This window comes from Clostridium neonatale, assembly GCF_001458595.1.
GTDB classification, from domain to species: domain Bacteria; phylum Bacillota; class Clostridia; order Clostridiales; family Clostridiaceae; genus Clostridium; species Clostridium neonatale.
On sequence record NZ_LN890328.1, the window covers coordinates 1,077,510 to 1,101,524 of the forward strand.

Sequence of the window (24,015 nt, forward strand, 5' to 3'; positions counted from 1 at the left end):
AAAATAAATTTATAAATCAAATATACAATTATTCTGCTCTAATTTCTTTTAATTTTAATTCTATCATTTCCAATACTTTTTCTGCATCATCAGCATTGTTTACATAGTCATATTCATCTATATTTATAGTTAAAACCTCTGAAGCTTTATAATGACTTTCTACCCAGTCATCATATCCTTCCCATAAAGTTTTATAATATGAGACTAAACTTTCATCAAGCTCATATCCACGACCTCTTTTTATTATTCTATCTAAAATAGTTTCAAAACTACCAGTTAAATAAATCATTAAATCAGGCGCTTTTTTAGGTAGTTCATTAAGTTCTTCCAGCATATTTTCAAGCAAACCTTCATACATTTGGAATTCTAATTCTGAGATTCTGCCCAAATCCTTATTAACTTTTGCAAAGTACCAATCTTCATATATACTTCTATCCAATACATTATTCTTATTAACAAGTGCTTTCTTTATACTTTTGAATCTTGTATTAAGAAACCATAATTGAAGTAAAAATGGATATCTTTTTTCTTGTATTTCTTCATCGCTAGCTGTATAAAAAAGAGGTAAAATTGGATTATCATCTACGCTTTCGTAAAATACTTCTGTCCCAAAATGTTCTCCAACAAGTTTAGCTAAACTTGATTTTCCAGCCCCTATCATCGCTCCTATAGTAATCACCATTGTCACCTTTTCCTTTCGAGTAGTACAAACATTATGAAAAATTATTATAATTTCGCCCTAAGACTGAATTAGTATATCAAATAATTTATTTTAAGTAAATAAATTATTTGAATTACCTTTATATCTAAAAGAACATTAGTTTGTCATGTAATATTATCTATGATATAATATATTCAAGAATAGTGAGGTGTGTATAATGTCAGACGAAAATACTAAGCAACAAGAAATATACGAATTTTTAAAAACCTATACTGAAAACAAAGGTTATCCACCATCAGTTAGAGAAATATGTGCAGCCGTTTCTTTAAAATCAACTTCTACAGTGCACGGACATTTGAAGAGATTGGAAAAGAAAGGCTTCATTAAAAGAGATCCATCAAAGCCTAGAGCTTTAGAAATAAATGAATTATCAACTCCTAAAAAAGAAATGGTTAATATTCCTATAGTGGGTAAAATAACAGCCGGATTACCTATACTAGCTACTGAGAATGTAGAAGATACATTTCCTCTACCTATAGATTACATAAAACATGATAATGAATTATTTATGCTTAAAGTATCTGGTGAAAGTATGATTAATGCAGGAATTCATAATAACGATTTAGCAATTATAGAATCTACAAATAGCGCTAAAAACGGTGAAATAGTTGTAGCTTTAATTGATGATTCTGCTACAATAAAAAGATTTTATAAAGAAAAAGATCATATAAGGCTTCAACCTGAAAATGATACAATGGATCCTATAATAGTGCCTGATTGTTCTATATTGGGTAAATTAGTGGGCATATACAGATCTTATAAATAGATTATATAAAAGGGACTTAATATCTATCTTTAGTTTTATAATAACTAAAAAGATAGATATTAAGTCCTTTATAACGAGTACTTTATATCACCGCCAACAATTGTCATATTAATATTTATATCTTTAATTTTATTTTTATCACATCTATAAATATCTTCATCAAGAACTACCATATCTGCAAATTTTCCTACTTCAAGAGTACCTTTTAAATTTTCTTCAAAAGAAGCATACGCTCCTCCTATTGTGAAACATTTCAGCGCTTCTTCTATAGATAAACATTGACTTTTATTATATCCTTCTTCAGGATATCCATTTAAATCTTTTCTTGTCACTGCACAGTATAAGTTATTCATTAAATCAAAGCTTTCAACAGGACAATCAGAACTTCCGCAAACTACTACACCTAAATCAATCAATGTCTTCCAGTTATAACTTGTCTTAGCAAGCTCTTTTCCAACCCTATCTTCTAGTATGTGCTGATCATAATGTATAAATATCGGTTGTATATACGCTATAAGATCTAATTTCTTAAATCTATTAAGTAACATTTCATCTGTAATCTGACAATGAACAATTCCGTGTCTGGTATCTTTCTTTGGATTATTTTTTATGGCCACCTCTATACAATTCATAGCCATTTCAATTGCGCCATCACCTATAGCATGAACTGCAACTGACATATTATTATCATGAGAAGTTGATATTAATTCCTGTAAGATTTCTTTATTATATATAGAAATTCCTTTCGTAGTTTTATCATCCTCATAAAAATTTCTCATATAAGCTGTTCTTGCCCCTAATGAACCATCGCTTATTATTTTTAAAGGGCCAAGTTTAAAATGACTACTTCCTTTATCTAAGTTATATCCTTTTAAGATAAAATCTTTTAATTGTGATAGTTCCATATTACATTGCTGATTTACTCTTATATTTAAAAGACCTTCTTCATCTAATTCTTTATATACATTTATTATATCTTCGTATAATTTTACATTTCCAAAGTCATCACTTTGTACAGATGCTATTCCTGATTTTAAAAGTTTTTTAGATACACTTAGAATAGATTTTTTTATATCCTCTTTTGTTTTTTTAGGTAAAATTGATGTTACGAAGGACATAGCTTCTTCTCTTAAAACACCATTAGGTTGTCCATAATTATCTACTTCAAAAACTCCGCCATCTACTTGTTTAGTATTTTTATTTATTCCAGCTAGTTTAAGTACGATTGTATTAACACATGCTACATGTATGCACGCTCTCGTTATATAAATTGGATTTTCTGTAGATACCTTGTCCAAATCTTCTCTTGTTGGAAATCTGTGTACATCAAAATAATCTTGATTCCACCCATATCCTATTATCCATTCACCAGCAGCAACATTATTCTTTTCTTTGAAGTCTTTAAGGGTATTTATTATATCTTCTATAGACTTAGCTCCTTTAAGGTCTGCATGTATAAGATTTTCTCCGTATTCAACTACATGCATGTGACTATCATTAAATGCCGGAAGCATTAACTTTCCATTTAAATCTATAATTTTGGTATTTTCATTTTTTAACTTGAGTATTTCTGTATTTCTCCCTAAAGCTGCTATCAATCCATCTTTAACGGCTAAGGCTTCATAAAAATTGTTGTTATTATCTAGTGATGATATTTTCCCATTTATATATATACTATTCATTTTAATTATACCGTTATTGTATGAAGATATATTAAAAAGTTATTTAAATACTTTTATTTATAATCTTATTGCAATAACTATTCCTTTCTATCTAACTAGATATTGTTAGATTCTAATTATATATTCTGATATTATTTTGATTTTCTCTTTTGAACTTAAAATACATATATCTTTTTCTAACCTTACTTATAGAATATATTTTACCATATAATTCATAATAGAAATAAATTATTTTTGTATTGTTTATATATGTTTTAATTTATTTTTTATTTACTATCAATATAATTAAAAGTATTTCTATCAAACCTAATATAAAGAGATAGTGTAAAGTTATATACGTCTATAAAACTATATATTTTAAATAGAAAAACAGCAGATAATCTTATGATATACATAATTATCTGCTGTTTAATTATTATACTATTCTTCTAATGTTCTACTAAGTCCAATAAGAACTCCTATCTTGCCGTGTTCGAAGTTAAGTCCACCTTGCATATAAGCAATATATGGAGGCCTTATAGGGCCATCTGCTGATAATTCTATTGTTGATCCAGAGATAAATGCTCCAGCTGCCATAACAATGTCACAATCATATCCTGGCATTGCCCATGGTTCACATACAGCAAATGAATCTATAGGAGATCCTGCTTGTATTCCGCTACAGAAATTAACTAACTTTTTAGGATCATTAAATTCTATGGCTTGAATTATATCAGTTCTTTTATCTTTAGCTGCTGGAAATACTTTGAATCCTGCAATTTCCATAACTCTTGCAGTAAATACTGCTGTTTTCACCGCTTCTATGGATACATGTGGAGCAAAGAATAGTCCCTGAAAAAGGCTTCTCATAAGTCCATATGTAGCTCCATATTCTCCACCAACACCTGGAACTGTGAATCTATTCTCAGCTTGTTTTACATACTCAGCCTTACCTACTATATATCCTCCACCTGGTGCCACTCCTCCACCGATGTTTTTCATAAGTGATCCAGCCATAAGGTCTGCACCAACTTCACTTGGCTCAATTGTTTCTATAAATTCACCATAGCAGTTATCTACAAATATTAATATATCTTTCCTTACTTCTCTTATAACTTTTATAACCTCTTCAATTTGAGATACTAAGAAAGATTTTCGTGAAGCGTATCCTGTACTCCTTTGAATATGTATTAATTTGTATGATGGTTCATTTCTTAAAGCATTTCTTATTTCTTCAAATTTGAAATGACCTTCGTGATCAAGATCAATTATATCTGTCTTTATATCATACTCATCTAAAGAACCTGGATTTTTCTTTTCTGAAAGTCCAAGTACCCCAAGCAAAGTATCATATGGTTTTCCTGAGACACAAAGAATCTTATCTTTTGGTCTTACATTTCCTATTATTGCTGCACCTATTGCATGTGTTCCACTTACAAAGTTATGTCTAACAAGTGCCGCCTCTGTTTTGAATATTCTAGCATATACTCTATCTAAAGCATCACGTCCAATATCATCTAATCCATATCCTGTTGTGTTAGTAAAATGAGAATCACTTATTCTTTCTTCTTGAAATGCTTTAAGAACTTTCAATTGATTAAATTCTCTTACATCATCATATAACTGTAAGTCTTTTTCAATATCACTTAATGCCTGTCTATATATTTCTAAGGCCCTATCGCTTATTTTATAGTTATTAATTAAGAAATCTTCAGTAATTTTTAGCATGTTTTTTCTTCTCCTTATTTTGTTTTTCACCCAAAAATAAATAGGCATATATGCCTATTTATTAATGTTTTTTATTCATTTTCTGTAAATAAAATAGGTTTAAAAGGTGTAATAGTTGAAATTGAATGTTTATAAATTAGCATTTGCTTATCATCACAATTTAATACTACTGTAAAGTTATCAAAACCTTTTACAAAACCTTTTAATTGAAATCCATTTAACAAATGAATGATAACTTGAATTTTATTTTTTCTTGCATTATTTAAGAAAATATCTTGTAAATTATTTTGTGTTTTATTGACCACAATCTACACCTCCGTAAATAACCATATATAATTATTATAACTCTAGTTATGACTAATGTCATTAATAATTTTGATAACTATTTCATCATCACTCATAATATCTTTATCTAAAAATACACATCTTTTATCGCGTCTAAACCATGTTAATTGCCTTTTAGCATAATTTCTAGATCCTTGTTTTATCATATTTACTGCTTCTTCTAATGATATTTTATTTTCTAAGTGATACAGTATTTCTTTATAACCTATACCTTGCATTGACTGCATATGTGAAGTATACCCCATATTTTTAAGCTTTATACACTCATCAAGAAGTCCTCTTTCCATCATAATATCTACACGCTTATTAATTCTTTCATATAGCTTTTCACGATTCATAGTTAAAACATAATAATATATATCATAATTACTATTATAAAAATCATCTCCAGCATTGAAAGAACTAAACGGCTTTCCTGTAAGTTTAAATACTTCTAAAGCACGAATAACTCTTTTTCTGTTATTTGCATGTATTTCATTATAGCTTATAATATCACACTTTTTTAACATTTCATGTATATATTCATTGCCTTTTTCTATTGCTAGTTTCTCTAAATATTCTCTATATTCATCATCTTTTTCTGCCTCAGTAAAAGTCATGTTACATGTTAATGAGTTTATGTAAAGACCTGTTCCTCCAACTATCATTGGTAATTTAGCTTTATTTAAAATCTCTTTAAGTGCTGTTTCACCATATTCCTTAAAATCAGCAACTGAAAAAGGAATATCTGGATTTATAACATCTATTAAATAATGTTTTATTCCATCCATTTCTTCTTCACTTACTTTAGCAGAACCAATATCCATATGCTTATATATCTGCATTGAATCAGCTGAAATTATTTCTCCATTTAATTCTTTTGCAAGTCTTATTGAAAGCTCAGTTTTGCCTACAGCTGTAGGTCCAGCGATAACTAATAATTTCTGTTTCATTATTACATCCTTTCATTTCTTATACTATTCGTCTGAATTTTTTATCTATATCTGTACTTGTAAACTTAACTATTACAGGTCTTCCATGTGGACAATGAAATGGATCATCTATATATCTAAGTTCCTCAACTAGTTTAATCATTTCATTAAATTCTAACTTATCATTTCCTTTAACAGCAGCTTTACATGCTTTTGTAGCAATTGCATTATGCTTTACTTCACTTGTTTTTCCGTTACCTAAATTCTTTAAGTTATCAAGTATTTCTAAGAATAGCTTTTTAGCATTAAGTCTCCCAAGAAAATAAGGAACTTCCTTTAATGCAAGTGATGTACCACCAAATTCTTCTAAAACAAAGCCTGCTTCTTTGAAAACTTTTATATTTTCTTCATAATATGAATAATCGTCTATTGTTAAGTCTATAATAGTTGGTACCATAAGAGGCTGAATTACTATATCACCATTCTCAATTTCCTTTAAGTATTTTTCAAAAAGTATTTTTTCATGTGCTGCATGCTGATCTATCATATAAAGAGTACTGTCATATTCACCTAATATATAGGTCTTATTATATTGACCTATGATTGTTATAGGCGGAAACTTAGCAAATTTTACTTCATTAATAGTAGAGTTACTAACATTATTTATATTTTTAGATTCTTCAGAATATATATTTTCTTCTTTTTTTAAATCTATAGCTGTATATCCTTCACTACTTATATTGTTTTTTGAATCATATTTTTCATGAAAAGTAGTTTCTACTGGAAATTGTGCAGAGGCATAAGATTCTGAATTTGTTTTCAAATCAACCGGTATATTTATTTCTTCTTTAGGCTTTTCAGAAGATAAATTTACATTTAATATCTTGCCACCATCCATTACTTCTTTAGCAATATTGCTTGCGATTTTAACTTTCTCTTCTTCTTCTTTTATTTTAAAAGCTATTTCTTCAAATGAAGGAATCTTAGAGGTTTCTTTAAAAGTTTCTTCTTCTTCTTTTATTGCAAAATCATCGAATACATCATTTTTAAGAGCTGTATGTACTGCATTAAATATTTTACCAAATATCATTCTTTCATCATTGAATTTTATTTCTGCTTTTGTTGGATGTATATTAACATCTACATACTCAGGATATATTTCAATATATAAAATAAAGAATGGAAATTTATTTACCGTTGAAAATGATTTAAAAGCCTGCTCTACTGCAACTGCAAGAGACTTATTTTTTATATATCTTTTATTTACAAATGTGCTTTGATTATTTCTTGAACCTCTTGCTATATCCTCTCTGCCTACATATCCATGTATAGTTACTAAATCTGAAGTATCTTCAAAATAAATAATATCTTCACTTATATTTCTACCATAGATAGTTCTTATAACATCTTTTATATCTCCGTTTCCAAAAGTATGTATTATTTTTTTACCATTATTATATAATTTTATACTTACATCTGGATTAGCAAGCGCAATTCTTGTAACTATATCATTAATAAGAGAACCTTCTTTAGATATTGTTTTTAAAAATTTCTTTCTTGCAGGTACATTGTAGAATAAATCACGTACTTCTATTATCGTGCCTTTATTAATACCACATTCAGTTATATCAGATACTCCTCCACCTTCAATTGATATTTCATATCCAAATCCACTTTCTTCTTGCTTAGATTTTAAATTAACCTTAGATACAGATGCTATAGAAGGTAGTGCTTCCCCTCTAAATCCTAGTGTACTTATATTATATATATCTTCTGATTCTTTTATTTTACTTGTTGCATGAGGCAGAAATGCTTTAGTCATATCATCTTTATATATGCCATCGCCATCATCTATGACTCTAATTAAGGATATTCCACCTTCTTCAACTTCTATTAATATATTTTTAGCATTGGCATCTATTGAATTTTCAACTAACTCTTTTACCACAGAAGAAGGTCTTTCAACAACCTCCCCAGCTGCAATCTTATTTGCTGTATCTTCACTTAAAATATTAATTCTTTTCATTTAATTTTATCCTCCTTTCCTCTAAAGCTTTTAGCTTATACACGTTTCTTAAGTAAATCAATTTAAATATTATTTTATAATTTTAATACTAACTATTAATCGTATATTACAATATATAAATATTATTTTAAACATAATTATTAGAATATATTTTCATTAGTAAATATTCTTTGTAATATTTGATTTGTATTATCAATTGTATTATATCTAATTTAAACGTCAATAACAAATTTAAGTTTTTAAGACCTATTAATATAGCTATTGAGCCAACTTATTCTCTAATTGGTATACAGTAATATAATTTTTCTGAGCATTAACAAGGGTACCTCCACAAAGAGAGATACCCTACAAATGTTATTGCTTCAAAGGCCTATATGAAATTATTTTATATTCATAAAATAATTAATCAGTAACATCTATTGATTTTATGCTAAACTACCATCAGAATTAAATATATATTTTTCTCCATTAATATATTTCTTTCCAGTAGTCATTATTCCGTTTATATTGAAATAATACTTCTTTCCATCAACAGTTACCCATTCATTTTTCTTCATCTTACCAGTTGCATCATCTAGATAGCACCATCCATCACTTGACCAAGCCCATCCTGTTTTCATTTTTCCATTACTATCAGAATAATACCAATTTCCATCTTTTCTAAACCATCCAGTTTTTAAAGCTCCTGAAGGATCTGAGAAACAATACCATCCACCATTAATATAAAGCCAATCAGTTGCAAGAGCTCCATTATCTTTTAGGTAGTACCATTTATCTTTACTATATTTCCATGCTGATGTTGCCATAGAACCATCATTTTCAAAATAGTACCAATAATCACCTATTTTAATCCATGATGTTGCAGCTTTACCATTTGCTTTAAAGTAATAGTTTTTGCCATTATAAGTTGCCCACTCAGATTTCAATGCAGCACCATCTGCACCAACATAATATTTATCTTCACCATCTTCTATTAAAGTGTCAAATACTTGATAGCCTTCTTCTTTGTCAAAGTAGCATCTCTTACCATCAACAATCTGCCAGCCATTTTCCATAGCACCATCTATCCTATTGAAATAATAAGTTTTTCCATCAATTTTTTGAACACCTTTTAAGCTTATTCCATCTTCATCATAATAATATATATATCCATCTCTTTTCCCCCAGCCTTCATCATTATCAAATCTATCAAACACTTTGTCCCAAGCATCATCTACATCATCACTTTTATCATTTAATGAATCACTTAAATCTGACAATGAATCGCTTAAATCACTTACAGTATCTTTGATTCCACCTATAGTTCCTTTAATATCACTTAATATTCCATCAATTTTACTTTCTATTGATTGAATTTTAGTTTCTATAATTTCTTTTATTAGTTCAAGTTTTTCAGTATCTAGATTATCTGCTTGTATATAAATTGGAGTTTTATTAGATTCATGTAATGCATACCCAAGGGCTCCCCCAACTACATATCCTTTTCCAATAACTTCACCGTCTGTATTTACTACTCCATATCCATATAAAGTAACTTCACTAATCTTATCACTTTTTATTGGTATTGTTTTTTTCTGTGTCAAATCTATCTTAACAACAGTATCAATTTTATATTTTTTATCATATTGAGTTTTTAAATATGATTCTAAATCTGATTCTATCACTGATGTTAATTGATCCTCAGTATAAACAGAAGTACTTTCATTGCTACTTTCTGCTGCATATACTTGTTTATAAAATATAGTATTATAAGTCACACTGCTAATTGTTAATACGCTTAATAAAATTGCTATAGTTTTTTTACTTCTCTTTATCATTTTTAATCCTCCTATTGATTTCCTAATCTGCTAATAGCTCTTTCTAAATTATCCATATGAACTTGAAATTCATCTAGTGTATCAGTGAAATCCTCTTTATTAACAGGACTATCATAAGAATCAATTCTATCTTTGGCATCATCAACATTATCTTGAAGTTCATCAAGGTCATCTGAGATTTCATCAAATTTATCCTTTATTTCTTCACTTTTCCCTTCAAAATCTGCTCTATTTATAATATCACTTAATTCATCAGCTTTTTCACTTACTTCATTTAAAATTCTTGTTGCGTCGCTATCAGCTTCATCTAATTTATCAGCTATTTCTGATGGCTTACTATTTAATTTTTCAAGGAAATCTTGAATATCTTCATTATCATAAGCTTCATCTATTGATTCGCTTGATAATTCATCATCATCAGGCTTACTAAGTTTTGTTACATGATCATCCTCCATATTGCATCCTATAAATGACAAACTGGAAACAATTAATAATATTGATAATAAAAATTTTCCTTTCATAATTTACACCTCTTTTAAATAAAAATTAGTGACCAACTATTCCACTTTCTCCTAGTCTTTTAGTAAAATAATTAATTTTATCATTTATAAATTTCTTTAATGTTGCTCCCAATATTATTGATACAATTGCAAATATTAAAAGAATAATAATGTCTTTAATTAAAATCTCATATACTATTCCCGCCATAATTTGTCTCATTCCTCCTATGGCATAAGTAAATGGAAGGAACGGGAATAAGGTTCTGAAAAATTTAGGAGCAACTTCTATTGGGAAATTACCACCAGATCCTGCAACCTGCAATACTAATAATACTATTGCTATAACTTTTCCAACATTCCTAAATAGACTAGTTGCAGTATAAATTATTGTTATAAATACAAATGATACAAATACTGAGTAAAATAGAACCATGATTGGATGTAAACAATAACTCTTTAATAATACAAGAGCTCCTCCAGTAGCTACAAGCGCTTGAAATACTCCTATAAATAAATATAAAAATAATCTTCCAAAATATCTTTCATAAGGTTTAATTTCAGTACCATCATCAAAATCTTTTGCATCTGTTGAAAGCAATGACGCCAATAATAATCCACCAACCCATAAGCATAATACTGTATAAAACGGTGTGACAGTTGAACCATAATTAGGCCAAGGGAACAATCTATTATCTTCAAGTTCTACAGCGTTAGCTAAAAAATTACTTTGATCTTCATATCCATTTGTGATAATATCTAATATTTCATCAAGTTTATCGTCATCATCATATTCTCTAAGCTTATCAGCCATTTTATGTAAATCTGCCTTCATATCAGGAAATTTATCTTTTACTTTCATTAATTCGTCATTTGATAAATTTAATACGTTTCTTAATGTATTAGTCAGATCTTCAAGATCTGGGAGTGTATCTCTGCTTTGATTAAGTACATATGATACATTATCTATAACATTATTTGCCTCATCAAAGGTTTTAGATACGCCATTTACAATTTCAGAATCATAACTATCTATTAAATCACTAAGTAATGTATGCATTTCATCTACTACTTTTCTTGTATCAGTAAGTGATTGGGTATCTAATTTTTTACCATTTTCAATATCATCAAGATCAGCATCAATTCTATTTGATAATATATTTAATTTATCTTCGATAAAGTCTAATCTATTAATAACATTATCTATTGTGTTACTTGTATCTTTTAAGTTTTTTTGAAGATCCTTTAACACCTGAGTTTGTTTTTTATATTCACTTTTTAGTTTTTCAATTTCTACTGAGGTTTGAGTTTCTTCATCATAAGAAGGTTTTGGTAATTCAATTTTACTTAATTTATTTATAAATTTTTTCATTGATTTTAGGTTTGATTTTAATTCCTGTACACTTTCAATGCTCGCTGAAGTAACATCAGCACCTGTTAATAGTGATTTTTTATAAACTTCAGGTATGATGTTTTCATCAATATTATTAAGTTCTATACTTAGATTATCTAATAATCTTTCTGATTCCACTAAATTCTCTTTTACAACAACAGAATCATCACTTAAATTACCTTCAATTGTATCTAAATTTTCTTTCATATTATCAATGAAAATATCAGTTGCATCTAGAGTGTCTGATATGCTTGGAATAAGTGACTCTAAATCATCATTCAGCTTAGAACCATTTACAGTCCCTTCAATAGAGGCATCTAAAATTGATTCTATTTCTGGCATGTTTTCGTCTAATTCATATACTGCGTCAACTATTCTTCTAAGTTCAGGTCTATTATTTTCAATATCAACTCCAATATCATTACATACTCTAATTATTATACCTGAAATTGTTTTAGTTACATTTTCGCTAACTTGTTGTTTTAATGTTTTAACACCGGAATCGGTTATTTTAGGAGCAATTGCATTTTTCTTTTCATTTACAGTATAAATGAGTTTAGGTTTTACTACTTTTTTTTCTGTCACTGAGATAACATCGCTTGAAAAGTCTTCTGGTATTTCTATCATTGCATAATATTTTTCTTTAATAAGTCCATCTTTAGCAGTTTCCTTATCAACAAATGTCCATCCGATTTTATCATTTTCTTTTAAATTATCAATTATTTTATTGCCCACATTTATTTCTTGATCATGAAAGGTTGTCCCTTTATCCCCATTAACTACAGCAATTTTAATATTCGATGTGCTTTCACTTGCATAAGGATCCCAACATGCTTTTATATTCACTAATGAATATAAGGAGGGAACTATCATAAGTCCAATAACTATGGTTGTTGCAATTACGTTTGTAAAAATATTTTTCATATCACGTTTAAAAATTCTTATCGCATTCTTCATATCGTCTATACCTCTTCAAATTTTATCTAAGAACAATTATCAATCTAAACACAGTATAGAGTAATTATATCACTATTTAGAATATTTATGTCCCAATTTATTAAATGTTAAAATATACTCTAAACGTTTTACTGTATAATAAATAACGTGTTTTACAAAATTGATTAAAATAAAAAAACTGTAATCAGAAAAACTTTTAAGTAATCTGATTACAGTTTCACAAAATATTAATAATGTACTAATATTTTAGTTCCTGGTGATATATTGTCATATATTGTTTGAGCAACATTATAAGGTAAATTTACACATCCATGTGATCCATTTGTTTTATAAATCTCACCACCAAATTGCCATCTCCAGCTTGCATCATGAAGACCTATGCTATTGCCTATAAATGGCATCCAATAACTTACTGGTGATTCATAATCTTGTCCAATAAGCTTAGTGTCTCTTTGCTTAAAATTAAGTGAGTATACTCCGGTTGGAGTTGCACATCCTGATACTGATAAGTTTCCTGTAACTATATCACCTTGAGTTACTAAATACCCATTTTTATAATACCAAATATGTTGTTTTGTTATATCTACTTCTACAAAAGTATTTCCTACATTGCTAAAATAAGATCCAGATGCATTTTGCTTGTATGCTGGGTGTTTAGATAATACTTCTCCATATTTAATGTGATCAATTAAAGCTTTTGTTTCGGCTGCACTATCTATAGACCAGCTATTATTATTTCCATTGCTACCGCCAGACACTACAATTGTTTTTCCAAGTTCTGTAGAATATATATATGCCATGTAGTCAACAAAGCCTTTTACTCTGCTTTCGTTAATTGTAACATTATTATTTCCATCAACTGAAATCCAGTCTTTTATTACAGAACCATCTACATATTTAGTTTTACCTGCAAAATTATATGTTATTTTAGTAGAAGCATACTTATTTAGTAATGCTAGAGTTGATTTCATACTTTCTGAATCACTTGTGAGTGTAGGTAATATATAACATCCCTCTTCTTCTAGATTTAAAGTCTTGTCTCCATTTTTAATTGCATTAACTATTTTTTCATATAAATAGTCTTTCACTACTTCATTACCTTGAACTTCTTTAACTATAACATACTTGTTATTTTCATATTCAAATCGGGCATTTTGTGCCTTTATAAGCACTTTTTGATTAACGCAATTTAAATTATTTACACATTCTTTAAGAAGATTTTCATTAAAATATGCTACTTTATTTTCTTCATCAAATTTTAAATTAAAATCTGATCCTACAAGTTTTTCTTTATAATCTCCTCTTTCTTCAAGTGTCAAAGTATAATCTTCAAAATTTGTTGAATCAAGTGTCTTAGCTAAAGCGATTGTCCCTTTACTCGTTAAAGCAAAACATACAATAAATAAAGTACAAGAAAAAATCATAAGACTTTTAAAAATTTTGCTGCTTTTAAATGATTCATATGTCATCTTAAAGTCCCCCTATCACGTATTGTTTTTTAACATTTTATTCTTTGTACAGCCTCCTTTTAACATAAGTATAAAAGTAATTACATATCTATATTTTACAATAATTACCATATAAGTATATTATACTGTTATTTTATTAAAAAACAATATATATTTTCAAAATTGTAATTACGTTAATATTATAACATTAGAATCTATTTTTAACCAATAGTGTATATGTATGTTTTTGAAGACAGAAGAAGTTAAAAGTAACATAATCTTTTTGTTGTCTTCCAATTGTGCCAATAGGATATCTATTATCACATTAAATTATTTCTTTTTAGGTTATAGTCATTATTCTTGGTATTTTAAATTCACTGACAAACACAATTTATAAATATTTTAATTATACCTATTATTTTCGTAGTATTTAATTAATTTTCAAAATATATCTGATTTTTACCAATCACATATTTGTTAGATAAAAGGTTAAACTATCACTAAAATAATGATTTTTAAAGGTGGTGGTTAACATAAAAAAGATTATATTATTTTTAATGACTTTTTTAATTATTTTTAATATAAATATAAGTCCATCATATTCAGATGTTAAGAAAAATTATGATGTAGAAGCAAAACAGGATCTTTTAATTTTAATGCTTTCATATCCAAAACACATAACAAACATAGAAAAAGAAGATAATAAAATATATTGTGTTTTTAAATCTGGAAAGAAGATCCTATATGATGATAAATTAGAAAAAACACAGGAAGAAAAATTTGCGAATTCTGATCTTCAGGATGTACTAGAAGAGTATTATCCATTAAATAAAAATACAGTATTAATGGATAAAGATTTTAATCCAGGAAGATGTAGAAACTATGCACTTTTAGAAGAGGTGTATGGAAACAGCAAGCAAAAAATAGAGAAAAATTTAGTCAATTTAAAATGTGGATATGCAAATTATCAGTTTAACAGCTGCAATAGCGCTAATATTGCACTTGATAATGCTTTAAAAGAACTTTTAGAACTTTCAAAAACTGATGGTAAAATTTCAAATATTCTTTATCCTGGTAGCGGAACATTCAATTATAGACTTATTTCAGGTACTAATAGATTAAGTCCTCATAGTTTTGGAATTGCTATAGACCTAAAAAGTGATAAAAAAGATTATTGGAAATGGAGTTCTAAAGAAAATGGAGAGAAACGCATAAATGAATATCCTGAGGAATTAGTTAAAATATTTGAAGAAAATAATTTTATATGGGGTGGAAAATGGGGATATTTTGATATATTACATTTTGAATATAGACCTGAAATAATTTTGAAAGCTAAATTTTTTTCTGAATATAATGAAAATAATAAGTGGTATGAGGGTGCACCTACAGATGATGAATATACAAAAAAATGTATAGAAATCATTGAAAACGCTTTAGAATAAGCACTATTACTAATAAGAAAGAGGTTGTAAGTATGTTTGAGCCTAAATTTAAAAAAATCATATCACTTTTTATACTGTTTATTACTATAATAGCTATATTTTATTTTAATAATAAAGAATATATAAATACCTTTTCTATAAATTCTAATGAACCTTGTAAGTTAGATAGCTTTCTTATTAATAATGAACAAGGCTCTGATAATTGTGAAAAAGATAACTGTGATTGCAAAAATGAAGAACTAAATACATTTATAGAAAATATTTTTTTAGTAAAAAGTAAGGCAATCTTAAATCAAGATTTAGATTGTATATGCTGTTTATACGATACAAGTACAAAATATGGCCAATGGGCTTATGAATATGAGGAAAGAAAAGTAAAGTATATAAATAACTGGGCTGAAAAGCAAGGTGTTAAATTCATTGATATATCTCCTACTATAGTTATAAGTAAAAATTCAAAAGTTAAAGATGATAAAGCTACTTTTTCTATATTTTGTAATACTGCTTATAAGTATGCTTATATGGATGATCCAAGTGTTGAAAATATATCTAGAATAGGTACTTATCACTGTATATCACTTTCTAAAAGTAATGGTGAATGGATAATAACAAAAGAATGGTATAAGGACCCTTTTGCTGATTCATTATGCTTAGATAATATTAAAGCAGGTTCTATTAGAGAATATATAGCTACACAGGAATATAGAGATTTAAGTAACATCGATGAAAGAAGAAAAGATGCTATAAAATATGCAAAAGAATATTGTGGAGTTTCAGAAAATAAAGAAGAATTCTATAAATACAATAAAGAATATAAAAATTTTAACAGTGATGGAGGCGACTGTGCTAACTTTGCCTCTCAAATTCTTCATGAAGGTGGAAAATTTAAATATACTGGAGCTTGGAATTATGATAAACAAAAACGATGTGCTACTACACCTTGGGTAAATGCTGATAAATTCACAAATTACATGCTCTATAGTGGTAGAGCTTCGGTTATAGCTAAAGGCAGTTATAATGACGTTTATAAGGCTTCATATAAGCTTCTTCCTGGAGATTTTGTAGCATATGAAAAGAAAGGCGATATTACACACATTTCTGTAGTTACTGGTGCTGATTCTAAAGGATATTCACTTGTTACATGTCATAACACTGATAGAAACGATGTCCCTTGGGATTTAGGTTGGAGCGATAAGAATATAAGATTTTGGCTTATTAGAGTTCACTTCTAACAATTACGATTTATGTACATTAATAAAAAGACTCTTAACTTAAACTATATTCTTGTTTAGTTAAGAGTCCTCTATACTTATTTTTTTCTTCGTGCAAAGTCAACAAATTTAAATTTATCTGGTCTATGTCTAGATTCGGTATATTGAAATAAACTTGTATCATCTAAATACGTATAGCTTTTTACAACTACAACCATATCAAATTTTTTCAAATCTAAATATTTTTTATCTTCTTCTGTAGCAAATTGAACTGTTATTTCCTTTTTTGCATATGCAATTTTAAGTCCTAATTCCCCTTCTACATAAGCATATATTGAATCTTTACAAATCTCTTCTGTAATATTTTCAACATATTTTTCAACCAAATAATCTTTATCTAATATAACTCTTTCATCGTCTATTACTCTAGATCTGATTATTCTCCATACTTTATCTGTTGGAGATAATTCTAATTTATTCAATATACGATCATTTGGAATAATGCAACTTAATTCATCCACTATAGTGTAAGTTTTACCCATCTTTTGCGCAATTTCCTTAAAACTAATGACCCCTGATACTGGAAAATCAAATTTATTTATATCCAATACGCACGAACGTTTTCCTTTAATTTTTTGAATATAACCATTTTCCTCAAGTAATATTAGTGCTTTTCTTGCAGTATCTCTTGATACATTATACTCTTTCATTAATTCGCTTTCAGAAGAAACTTCATCATTTGCTTGATATATTCCATTTTCAATCTTATTTGCTATTTCATTATATATGCTAAAATACTTACTAGCCATTTACATCACCAAAAACATTTTAACATATTATCGTATTATTTCTCAAGAATATATACTACAGATTCATATGGTCTAAGAATAATTTTTTTCTGAAGATTTATACTGTCACTATAATTAGACAGCAATATTTTGCTATTATCAAATGTTACACTTTCATCCAAAATTACTTCAGTATTTTCACTGTAAAAATTATTAAGTATTACAAGTTCGGTATTTTCTAATTTTCTAGTATAAGCCAACACTTTATCATGATTTTCTAGAATTATTTTAAACGATCCGTATGAAATAACATCATATTCTTTTCTTAACTTTATAAGTTTTTTATAATGATAGAAAATAGAATTTTTATCTTTAAGCGCTGTTTCTACATTTATTGATTTATAAGATTTACCTACAGGTATCCATGGGTCTGCACCTGAAAATCCAGCATTTTTACTATCATCCCATTGCATTGGAGTTCTAGAATTATCTCTTGATTTACTATTCAATATTCTATATATTTTGGAATCGTCAATTCCTGATTTTTGTAAGATTTTAAAATAATTTTTTGATTCCACATCTCTATATTGCTCTATTGAATCAAAGTCTGGATTAGTCATTCCAATTTCTTCTCCTTGGTAAACATAAGGTGTTCCTCTCATCATATACATTGTAGTTGCAAGCATCTTTGCACTTTCTTTATGATATTTATCAGTGTTCCCAAATCTAGATACTATTCTTGGCTGGTCATGGTTGCACCAAAACAGTGCGTTCCATCCATTTCCTTTCTCCATCTCTTCTTGCCAAGATTTAAAAAGTGATTTCAATTTTTTAAAGTCAAAATCCATTAATGTCCATTTATCACCTTTATCATAATCGACTTTTAAATGGTGGAAATTGAAGACCATTGACAGTTCCTTTTCTTTAGGATTTGTATACTTTATGCAACTCTCAATTGATGTTGAAGACATTTCTCCTACTGTTACTATGTCCTCATATTTACCAAATGTATTTTTGTTTAATTCTTTCAAATATTTATGAATTTTAGGCCCATCCGTATAAAATCTTCTTCCATCTCCAATCTGATCATTTTCAAATTTTTCTGGTTTTGAAATGAGATTTACAACATCTAAACGAAATCCTTTAACTCCCTTATTAATCCAAAAAGTAACGATTTTATATATCTCATTTCTTACTTCTTCATTTTCCCAGTTTAAATCTCCTTGTGTCCTATCAAATAAATGTAAATAATATTCATTAAATTTTTCTACGTATTCCCATGCACTACCACCGAATTTTGATTGCCAGTTAGTTGGCTCCTTTCCATTAATACCTTTTTTAAAAATATAAAAATCTTTATATTTTTGATCTCCATTAAGTGCATTTTTAAACCACTTGTGTTTTGTTGATGTATGATTAAATACCATATCAAGCATTATTTCAATATTTCTTTTTTTGCACTCTAATACAAGATTGTCAAAATCATCAATTGTTCCAAAAATAGGATCTATATTATAATAATCTTCTATATCATATCCATTATCAATCTGTGGTGATACGAAAAAAGGAGTAAGCCAAATATAATCAATACCTAATTCGCTTAAATAATCTAGCTTTTCAATTACTCCGTTTAAATCTCCAATTCCATCTCCATTTGAATCATTAAATGATTTAGGATATATTTGATATACAGTACTTTTTTTAAAGTCTTTCATACTGCAAATTCCTCCTTTTAAATTTATAGTTAATATTAATTTGGATTAAATACTGTTAACTTATATTATTTTTTATTCAACTAATTTTTTCTTACCTAATACTACTGTTAATATAAAAGGGACAACTATTGCTATTATCATGCATATAGCAAACATTAACATATGTTTAGGTTGAATTGAAAGAATTCCTGGAATACCTCCAACCCCAATTGAATTTGCCATAACTCCACTTGAAACTGATACAATTGCTGCTACCGCTGAACCTGTCATTCCTGCTAGAAATGGAAATCTATATTTAAGATTTATACCAAATAAAGCTGGTTCAGTTACACCTAAATATGCTGAAATACATGCTGGAATTGAAATCTGTTTTGCTTCTTCATTTTTTCTTTGAAGATAAATCATTGCTAAAACTGCTGAACCTTGAGCGATATTTGACAAAGCAATCATTGGCCATAAAGATGTCCCACCAAATTCAGCCATGAGTTGAAGATCTATTGCATTAGTCATATGGTGTAATCCTGTTATAACAAGTGGTGCATAAAGGAACCCAAATACTGCTGCAAATATACTTCCAAATGATGAAGTTAGTCCACCATAAACAATTTTAGAAACCCATGCTCCTATTGCCCAACCTATAGGTCCAAGTACAACATGAGCTATTAATACAGTTGGCACTAATGCTAGAAATGGAACTAAAATCATTGAAATAGAATCAGGTACTATTTTTCTAACAGCTCTTTCAAGATATACTAATACAAAGCCTGCAAGAATTGCTGGTATTACTTGTGCTTGATATCCAATCATATTTACTTTTGCAAAGCCAAAATCCCAATAAGGAATGCTTTCTGCACCTGCAACTGAATAAGCATTTAAAAGCTGGGGTGATACTAAAGTAATACCAAGAACTATACCAAGTATTTGTGTTGTCCCCATCTTTTTTGTTACAGCCCATGTTATTCCTACAGGTAAGAAGTGAAATATGGCTTCTCCTATTAACCATAAAAAGCTATGAACTCCTGCCCAAAATTGAGATATTTCTATCAATGTTTTTGTGCCATCTTCAAACATTTTGATTTCACCAATTATATTTCTAAATCCTAATATAAGACCTCCAACGATTATTGCTGGTATTAATGGTGCAAATATTTCTGCTATATTAGCCATAACTTTTTGAATGAAGTTCATATTTGATTTAGCAGCATCCTTAACACTCTCTTTACTAACTCCTTCTACGCCTGCAACTTTTGTGAACTCGTTATAAAAATTGGCTACATCGTTCCCTATAATAACTTGAAATTGTCCTGCTTGAGTAAATGTACCTTTAACAGACTTTATTGCTTTAATTTTATCTTCATCAGCTAAAGAAGTGTTATTTAATACAAATCTCATTCTTGTCGCACAGTGAGATACTGCACCTATATTTTCTTTTCCACCGATATACTCTAATAATTGTTTAACATCATTGTTATAATTCACCATAATCTTCTCCCCCTTCTTTTACATATACGTATATGTTGTAAATACATAATAACTTATACGCATATGTATTGTCAATGTTTTCATAAAACTTTTTTTAATTTAAATTTTTTTTATAAAGCCTAATACTAAGTATTTTCAAAACTTTAAATAATAAAAGAATAAGATCAATCCTCTTATTCTTCTATTATTTATTAAACATATATAATTTTATAAACTTGTATTATTAATGCTTATTTTATTGCATAAAATCCAGCCTGCATTTGTGAAACAAAAAATACTTCGCAATATTTAAATCCAGCTTTCCTTAATAAGGCTATATGATCTAATATAGTAATAGGATAATATGCTTTATCAAATCGCTTTTTGTGATTCTCAACTATCTCTTTACTCCTTCCAGAATTTAGCTGACATTCAGCCCACCTATTTAACCCTATTTCAATTCCTTTATCACTTAATGGTTTAATATTTTCAAAGGTTATATATATCCCTCCCTTTTTCAATATTTCATAACAATTTTTAGTTGCTTCTTCACGTCTCTGCCGATTTAAATAATGGTGTACTTGAATTGCTGTAACTACATCAACACATCTATTTATAGTATTTTTTAAATTTTCAGAAGAACATCCTGATATAAATTCAATTCTATCAGAAAAATTTTTTAATTTATTCTTTGCTATATTAATCATATTATCATTGCAATCACTTAAAATAAATTTAGTATTCTTAAATATATTATTTGCAATTTCTACAAAATTACCTGTACCACATCCTGTATCAAGCCATATTTCACAGTCATTCTTATATGATTGTACTAAATCAATAGTTTCTTTATAAAACAATTCATAATATTGAATTGTTTTATATATATTTCTATCATATTCTTTTGAATTATGTGCGGTTTTATTATCAATTATATTCACATTTTAAATACCTTTCTGCATAAGCGTTAATTTAGTTAGTTCGTCTAAATGTTTTATATGATTTTTCATACTCATTATTAGTCATTAATACAATCTTATACATATTATTGGTATAATAGAAATATCAATAATTCATATAATGTATAACTTATGGTTATACATTATAATGTGAGGGAGCCTTATATGAACATTAATTTAGAATACTATAAAATTTTCTATACAGTTGCAAAATGCAACAATATCTCTGATGCAGCTGACAAGCTTTTTATAAGTCAGCCTGCAGTTAGTAAAAGTATTAAAAAACTTGAAGAAATGCTTTCTATAAAACTGTTTTACCGCAAGTCACGAGGTGTTGCCTTAACAAAAGAAGGAGCATATCTCTTAGAATATGTAGAAAAAGCTTTAACAAGCTTAAATGATGGTGAAAAATTAATTGATAAATTAAAAACTCGAGAAACTGGAAATATAAAAATTGGCGTCAGTACTACTCTTGGAAAACATTATTTAGTTCCAAGATTAAAGAATTTTATAAGTTTATATCCTAATATAAAAATAATTATAATAAACAAAAGTGCTCAAGAAACATTAAAATTAATTGAAAACAATATAATAGACATTGGAATAGTAAGCAATTTAGTTTCATATGAGAAATTTAATTATAAAAGATTATATGAAATTCATGATATATTTGTCTCTGGTCCAGAATTTTCAAAATATAAGAATATTAATACATTTAACGATTTAACTAAATTATCATCACTTATTTTATTAGAAAAACATAATATTTCAAGAATGTATTTAGATAGTTTCTTTAAAATAAATTCTGTAGAATTGAATCCTACAATGGAAATTGACAATATGGATTTATTAATTGAGCTTACCAAATTAAACTTAGGCGTTTCATGTACAATTGAAGAATTTGTCTCTAAAGAGGTTAAGACAGGTGCATTAGTGAAAATTGATTCACTTCCTACGCTTCCTAAAAGACATATAATTATGATTTCAAATAAAAATTTTTCTTTATCTTTAGCAGCACAAAGTTTTTGGGATTGTTTGTCTAATAACTGTTTTAACTTTTTAATATAAGTTGAATAATTCAAATATCTTTAGAATTTGATAAATTTATACAATATAAGTAATTACATAGAAAATAAGAAATGCTTAAATTTATAAATATTTAAGCATTTCTTATTTTTTATAAAATCTTTTTTTAAAATCTAAATTAACTTCTACTTCAAACTGATCTGAAATAATGATTTTTTCTGGATTAAATACAACTTTATATTAATTAGCAGATATATTTTTATTAGTAGTATTAAATCTATTCTTTTATTTTGTTATTTCAAATTCTTGCATTCCCATAAATCCAGGTGCAACTTCATACTTATCAAATACAATTACAGGATTTTTTGATGAATTTAAGTAAAACTTTGTATTTTCATCAATAGAAGTGAAGCCTCCTTTTTCTTCAGAAAAATACACAATATTCAGATCTGCCTCACTTTTTTCCTTCATTTGTTTTTTTATGCTTTCATTTGCAATCTCTATATAGTTATCACCAAGAATATCTTTTAGTGTAAGTTCTTTATTATTTTTTATATCTAAGTTATAGTAATTATTTAATCCATATGCACTAACCCAGCTTTCTGTACCTGTTATTACAAATGAAACAATATCTTCATCTTGATACTTTACATCATATCCAACATTAACCTTTATGTTATGCTTAGCAAATTCTTCTTCTGTCCCGCCAGTTGCTATGAAAGCCTTTTTATATTCTTGTATTCTTTCATCAGCTTCTTTTACATAGCTGTCTATTTTTTCTTGTATTAAACTATTAACATCTTTAGCTTTTTCTGAATCTATTGCTGGAACTTCAACTTTTATGTTCCTATCTTTATTTTTATCTTCATATGAACGTACTGTTAATACTTTCATTACATTTCCTATAATAGGTATATTTTGCATTGTATCTGCAAATACTTCACTAGTATTTACTCCTATTAATATTGCTAATACGAATGCTGCTGCAATGGTTGTTAAATACTTTATATAGTTCTTCTTTTTCATTGGGACCACCTTATTTTTTCCTTCTTCATTTTTTATACATTTGTCTATAATCAAACTTAATTCATTAGGAATTTTAATGGATTCATATATTTTCTTTGCATCTTTTAATTCATTCAT

At 27.7% G+C, this 24,015-nt stretch carries 19 protein-coding genes; 4 read left to right on the forward strand and 15 right to left on the reverse strand.

Going from position 1 to position 24,015, the window contains the following annotated elements; translation table 11 throughout:
* Positions 1 to 28: 28 nt before the first annotated feature.
* A complete protein-coding gene (locus tag BN2920_RS12030) occupies positions 29 to 682 on the reverse strand; it encodes a deoxynucleoside kinase (protein ID WP_058295250.1) in 654 nt (217 codons plus the stop codon).
* Positions 683 to 878: 196 nt separating this feature from the next.
* Here BN2920_RS12030 and lexA point away from each other — a divergent pair, with 196 nt between their 5' ends.
* Positions 879 to 1,487: a transcriptional repressor LexA gene (gene lexA / locus BN2920_RS12035; RefSeq protein WP_058295251.1), complete on the forward strand. Its 609-nt coding sequence runs from the start codon at positions 879 to 881 to the stop codon at positions 1,485 to 1,487.
* A gap of 68 nt (positions 1,488 to 1,555) precedes the next feature.
* On the opposite strand, the gene BN2920_RS12040 is transcribed toward lexA, so the two are convergent.
* The 9 genes from BN2920_RS12040 to BN2920_RS12080 all read right to left on the reverse strand — a co-directional run bounded on the left by BN2920_RS12040 (position 1,556) and on the right by BN2920_RS12080 (position 14,291).
* Positions 1,556 to 3,169, reverse strand: a complete 1,614-nt coding sequence (locus BN2920_RS12040; RefSeq protein ID WP_058295252.1) for an amidohydrolase — start codon at positions 3,167 to 3,169, stop codon at positions 1,556 to 1,558.
* 420 nt (positions 3,170 to 3,589) lie between these two features.
* Complete coding sequence (locus tag BN2920_RS12045) at positions 3,590 to 4,876, reverse strand: methionine gamma-lyase family protein (RefSeq protein WP_058295253.1); 1,287 nt, start codon at positions 4,874 to 4,876, stop codon at positions 3,590 to 3,592.
* Positions 4,877 to 4,947: 71 nt separating this feature from the next.
* Entirely contained in the window at positions 4,948 to 5,181 is a 234-nt protein-coding gene (hfq, locus tag BN2920_RS12050) for an RNA chaperone Hfq (protein WP_058295254.1), read from the reverse strand.
* A gap of 42 nt (positions 5,182 to 5,223) precedes the next feature.
* Positions 5,224 to 6,153 carry a tRNA (adenosine(37)-N6)-dimethylallyltransferase MiaA gene (gene miaA / locus BN2920_RS12055; RefSeq protein WP_058295255.1) on the reverse strand — a complete coding sequence of 310 codons (930 nt, stop codon included), beginning with the start codon at positions 6,151 to 6,153 and terminating at the stop codon, positions 5,224 to 5,226.
* A gap of 19 nt (positions 6,154 to 6,172) precedes the next feature.
* Positions 6,173 to 8,158: a DNA mismatch repair endonuclease MutL gene (mutL, locus tag BN2920_RS12060; protein ID WP_058295256.1), complete on the reverse strand. Its 1,986-nt coding sequence runs from the start codon at positions 8,156 to 8,158 to the stop codon at positions 6,173 to 6,175.
* Positions 8,159 to 8,583: 425 nt separating this feature from the next.
* Positions 8,584 to 9,975, reverse strand: coding sequence for a PspC-like choline-binding domain-containing protein (locus BN2920_RS12065; RefSeq protein WP_058295257.1), 1,392 nt, complete (start codon positions 9,973 to 9,975; stop codon positions 8,584 to 8,586).
* Between the two features lie 11 nt (positions 9,976 to 9,986).
* On the reverse strand, positions 9,987 to 10,496 hold the full coding sequence (locus BN2920_RS12070; RefSeq protein WP_058295258.1) for a hypothetical protein: 510 nt from the start codon (positions 10,494 to 10,496) through the stop codon (positions 9,987 to 9,989).
* Between the two features lie 25 nt (positions 10,497 to 10,521).
* Complete coding sequence (locus BN2920_RS12075) at positions 10,522 to 12,822, reverse strand: YhgE/Pip domain-containing protein (protein ID WP_058295259.1); 2,301 nt, start codon at positions 12,820 to 12,822, stop codon at positions 10,522 to 10,524.
* Positions 12,823 to 13,049: 227 nt separating this feature from the next.
* Positions 13,050 to 14,291, reverse strand: a complete 1,242-nt coding sequence (locus BN2920_RS12080; protein ID WP_058295260.1) for a L,D-transpeptidase family protein — start codon at positions 14,289 to 14,291, stop codon at positions 13,050 to 13,052.
* 512 nt (positions 14,292 to 14,803) lie between these two features.
* Between BN2920_RS12080 and BN2920_RS12085 the strand changes: the two genes are divergently transcribed.
* Both BN2920_RS12085 and BN2920_RS12090 read left to right on the forward strand, forming a co-directional pair.
* The gene (locus BN2920_RS12085; protein ID WP_058296908.1) at positions 14,804 to 15,712 is read left to right on the forward strand and encodes a M15 family metallopeptidase; all 909 of its coding nucleotides are present in this window, start codon (positions 14,804 to 14,806) and stop codon (positions 15,710 to 15,712) included.
* A gap of 32 nt (positions 15,713 to 15,744) precedes the next feature.
* Positions 15,745 to 16,944 (forward strand): amidase domain-containing protein, encoded by a 1,200-nt coding sequence (locus BN2920_RS12090; RefSeq protein ID WP_083498776.1) that lies wholly within the window; start codon positions 15,745 to 15,747, stop codon positions 16,942 to 16,944.
* 77 nt (positions 16,945 to 17,021) lie between these two features.
* Here BN2920_RS12090 and treR read toward each other — a convergent pair whose 3' ends face one another.
* From treR to BN2920_RS12110, 4 genes are all read right to left on the reverse strand, one after another.
* Positions 17,022 to 17,732 carry a trehalose operon repressor gene (treR, locus tag BN2920_RS12095; protein WP_058295261.1) on the reverse strand — a complete coding sequence of 237 codons (711 nt, stop codon included), beginning with the start codon at positions 17,730 to 17,732 and terminating at the stop codon, positions 17,022 to 17,024.
* 35 nt (positions 17,733 to 17,767) lie between these two features.
* The gene (gene treC, locus BN2920_RS12100) at positions 17,768 to 19,426 is read right to left on the reverse strand and encodes an alpha,alpha-phosphotrehalase (RefSeq protein ID WP_058295262.1); all 1,659 of its coding nucleotides are present in this window, start codon (positions 19,424 to 19,426) and stop codon (positions 17,768 to 17,770) included.
* A gap of 72 nt (positions 19,427 to 19,498) precedes the next feature.
* Complete coding sequence (gene treP / locus BN2920_RS12105; protein WP_058295263.1) at positions 19,499 to 20,908, reverse strand: PTS system trehalose-specific EIIBC component; 1,410 nt, start codon at positions 20,906 to 20,908, stop codon at positions 19,499 to 19,501.
* A 230-nt stretch (positions 20,909 to 21,138) separates the two neighbouring features.
* Positions 21,139 to 21,828, reverse strand: a complete 690-nt coding sequence (locus BN2920_RS12110; RefSeq protein WP_058295264.1) for a class I SAM-dependent methyltransferase — start codon at positions 21,826 to 21,828, stop codon at positions 21,139 to 21,141.
* Positions 21,829 to 22,011: 183 nt separating this feature from the next.
* On the opposite strand from BN2920_RS12110, the gene BN2920_RS12115 reads away from it, so the two are divergent.
* A complete protein-coding gene (locus tag BN2920_RS12115) occupies positions 22,012 to 22,914 on the forward strand; it encodes a LysR family transcriptional regulator (RefSeq protein WP_058295265.1) in 903 nt (300 codons plus the stop codon).
* A gap of 243 nt (positions 22,915 to 23,157) precedes the next feature.
* On the opposite strand, the gene BN2920_RS12120 is transcribed toward BN2920_RS12115, so the two are convergent.
* Positions 23,158 to 24,015: a DUF3298 and DUF4163 domain-containing protein gene (locus BN2920_RS12120; protein ID WP_058295266.1), complete on the reverse strand. Its 858-nt coding sequence runs from the start codon at positions 24,013 to 24,015 to the stop codon at positions 23,158 to 23,160.

Bases quoted from the DNA above. Each gene is read 5' to 3' on its own strand.
- BN2920_RS12030 (WP_058295250.1), bottom strand. From the start codon at position 682: ATGGTGATTACTATAGGAGCGATGATAGGGGCTGGAAAATCAAGTTTA.
- lexA (WP_058295251.1), top strand. From the start codon at position 879: ATGTCAGACGAAAATACTAAGCAACAAGAAATATACGAATTTTTAAAA.
- BN2920_RS12040 (WP_058295252.1), bottom strand. From the start codon at position 3,169: ATGAATAGTATATATATAAATGGGAAAATATCATCACTAGATAATAAC.
- BN2920_RS12045 (WP_058295253.1), bottom strand. From the start codon at position 4,876: ATGCTAAAAATTACTGAAGATTTCTTAATTAATAACTATAAAATAAGC.
- miaA (WP_058295255.1), bottom strand. From the start codon at position 6,153: ATGAAACAGAAATTATTAGTTATCGCTGGACCTACAGCTGTAGGCAAA.
- mutL (WP_058295256.1), bottom strand. From the start codon at position 8,158: ATGAAAAGAATTAATATTTTAAGTGAAGATACAGCAAATAAGATTGCA.
- BN2920_RS12065 (WP_058295257.1), bottom strand. From the start codon at position 9,975: ATGATAAAGAGAAGTAAAAAAACTATAGCAATTTTATTAAGCGTATTA.
- BN2920_RS12070 (WP_058295258.1), bottom strand. From the start codon at position 10,496: ATGAAAGGAAAATTTTTATTATCAATATTATTAATTGTTTCCAGTTTG.
- BN2920_RS12075 (WP_058295259.1), bottom strand. From the start codon at position 12,822: ATGAAGAATGCGATAAGAATTTTTAAACGTGATATGAAAAATATTTTT.
- BN2920_RS12080 (WP_058295260.1), bottom strand. From the start codon at position 14,291: ATGACATATGAATCATTTAAAAGCAGCAAAATTTTTAAAAGTCTTATG.
- BN2920_RS12090 (WP_083498776.1), top strand. From the start codon at position 15,745: ATGTTTGAGCCTAAATTTAAAAAAATCATATCACTTTTTATACTGTTT.
- treR (WP_058295261.1), bottom strand. From the start codon at position 17,732: ATGGCTAGTAAGTATTTTAGCATATATAATGAAATAGCAAATAAGATT.
- treC (WP_058295262.1), bottom strand. From the start codon at position 19,426: ATGAAAGACTTTAAAAAAAGTACTGTATATCAAATATATCCTAAATCA.
- treP (WP_058295263.1), bottom strand. From the start codon at position 20,908: ATGGTGAATTATAACAATGATGTTAAACAATTATTAGAGTATATCGGT.
- BN2920_RS12115 (WP_058295265.1), top strand. From the start codon at position 22,012: ATGAACATTAATTTAGAATACTATAAAATTTTCTATACAGTTGCAAAA.
- BN2920_RS12120 (WP_058295266.1), bottom strand. From the start codon at position 24,015: ATGAATGAATTAAAAGATGCAAAGAAAATATATGAATCCATTAAAATT.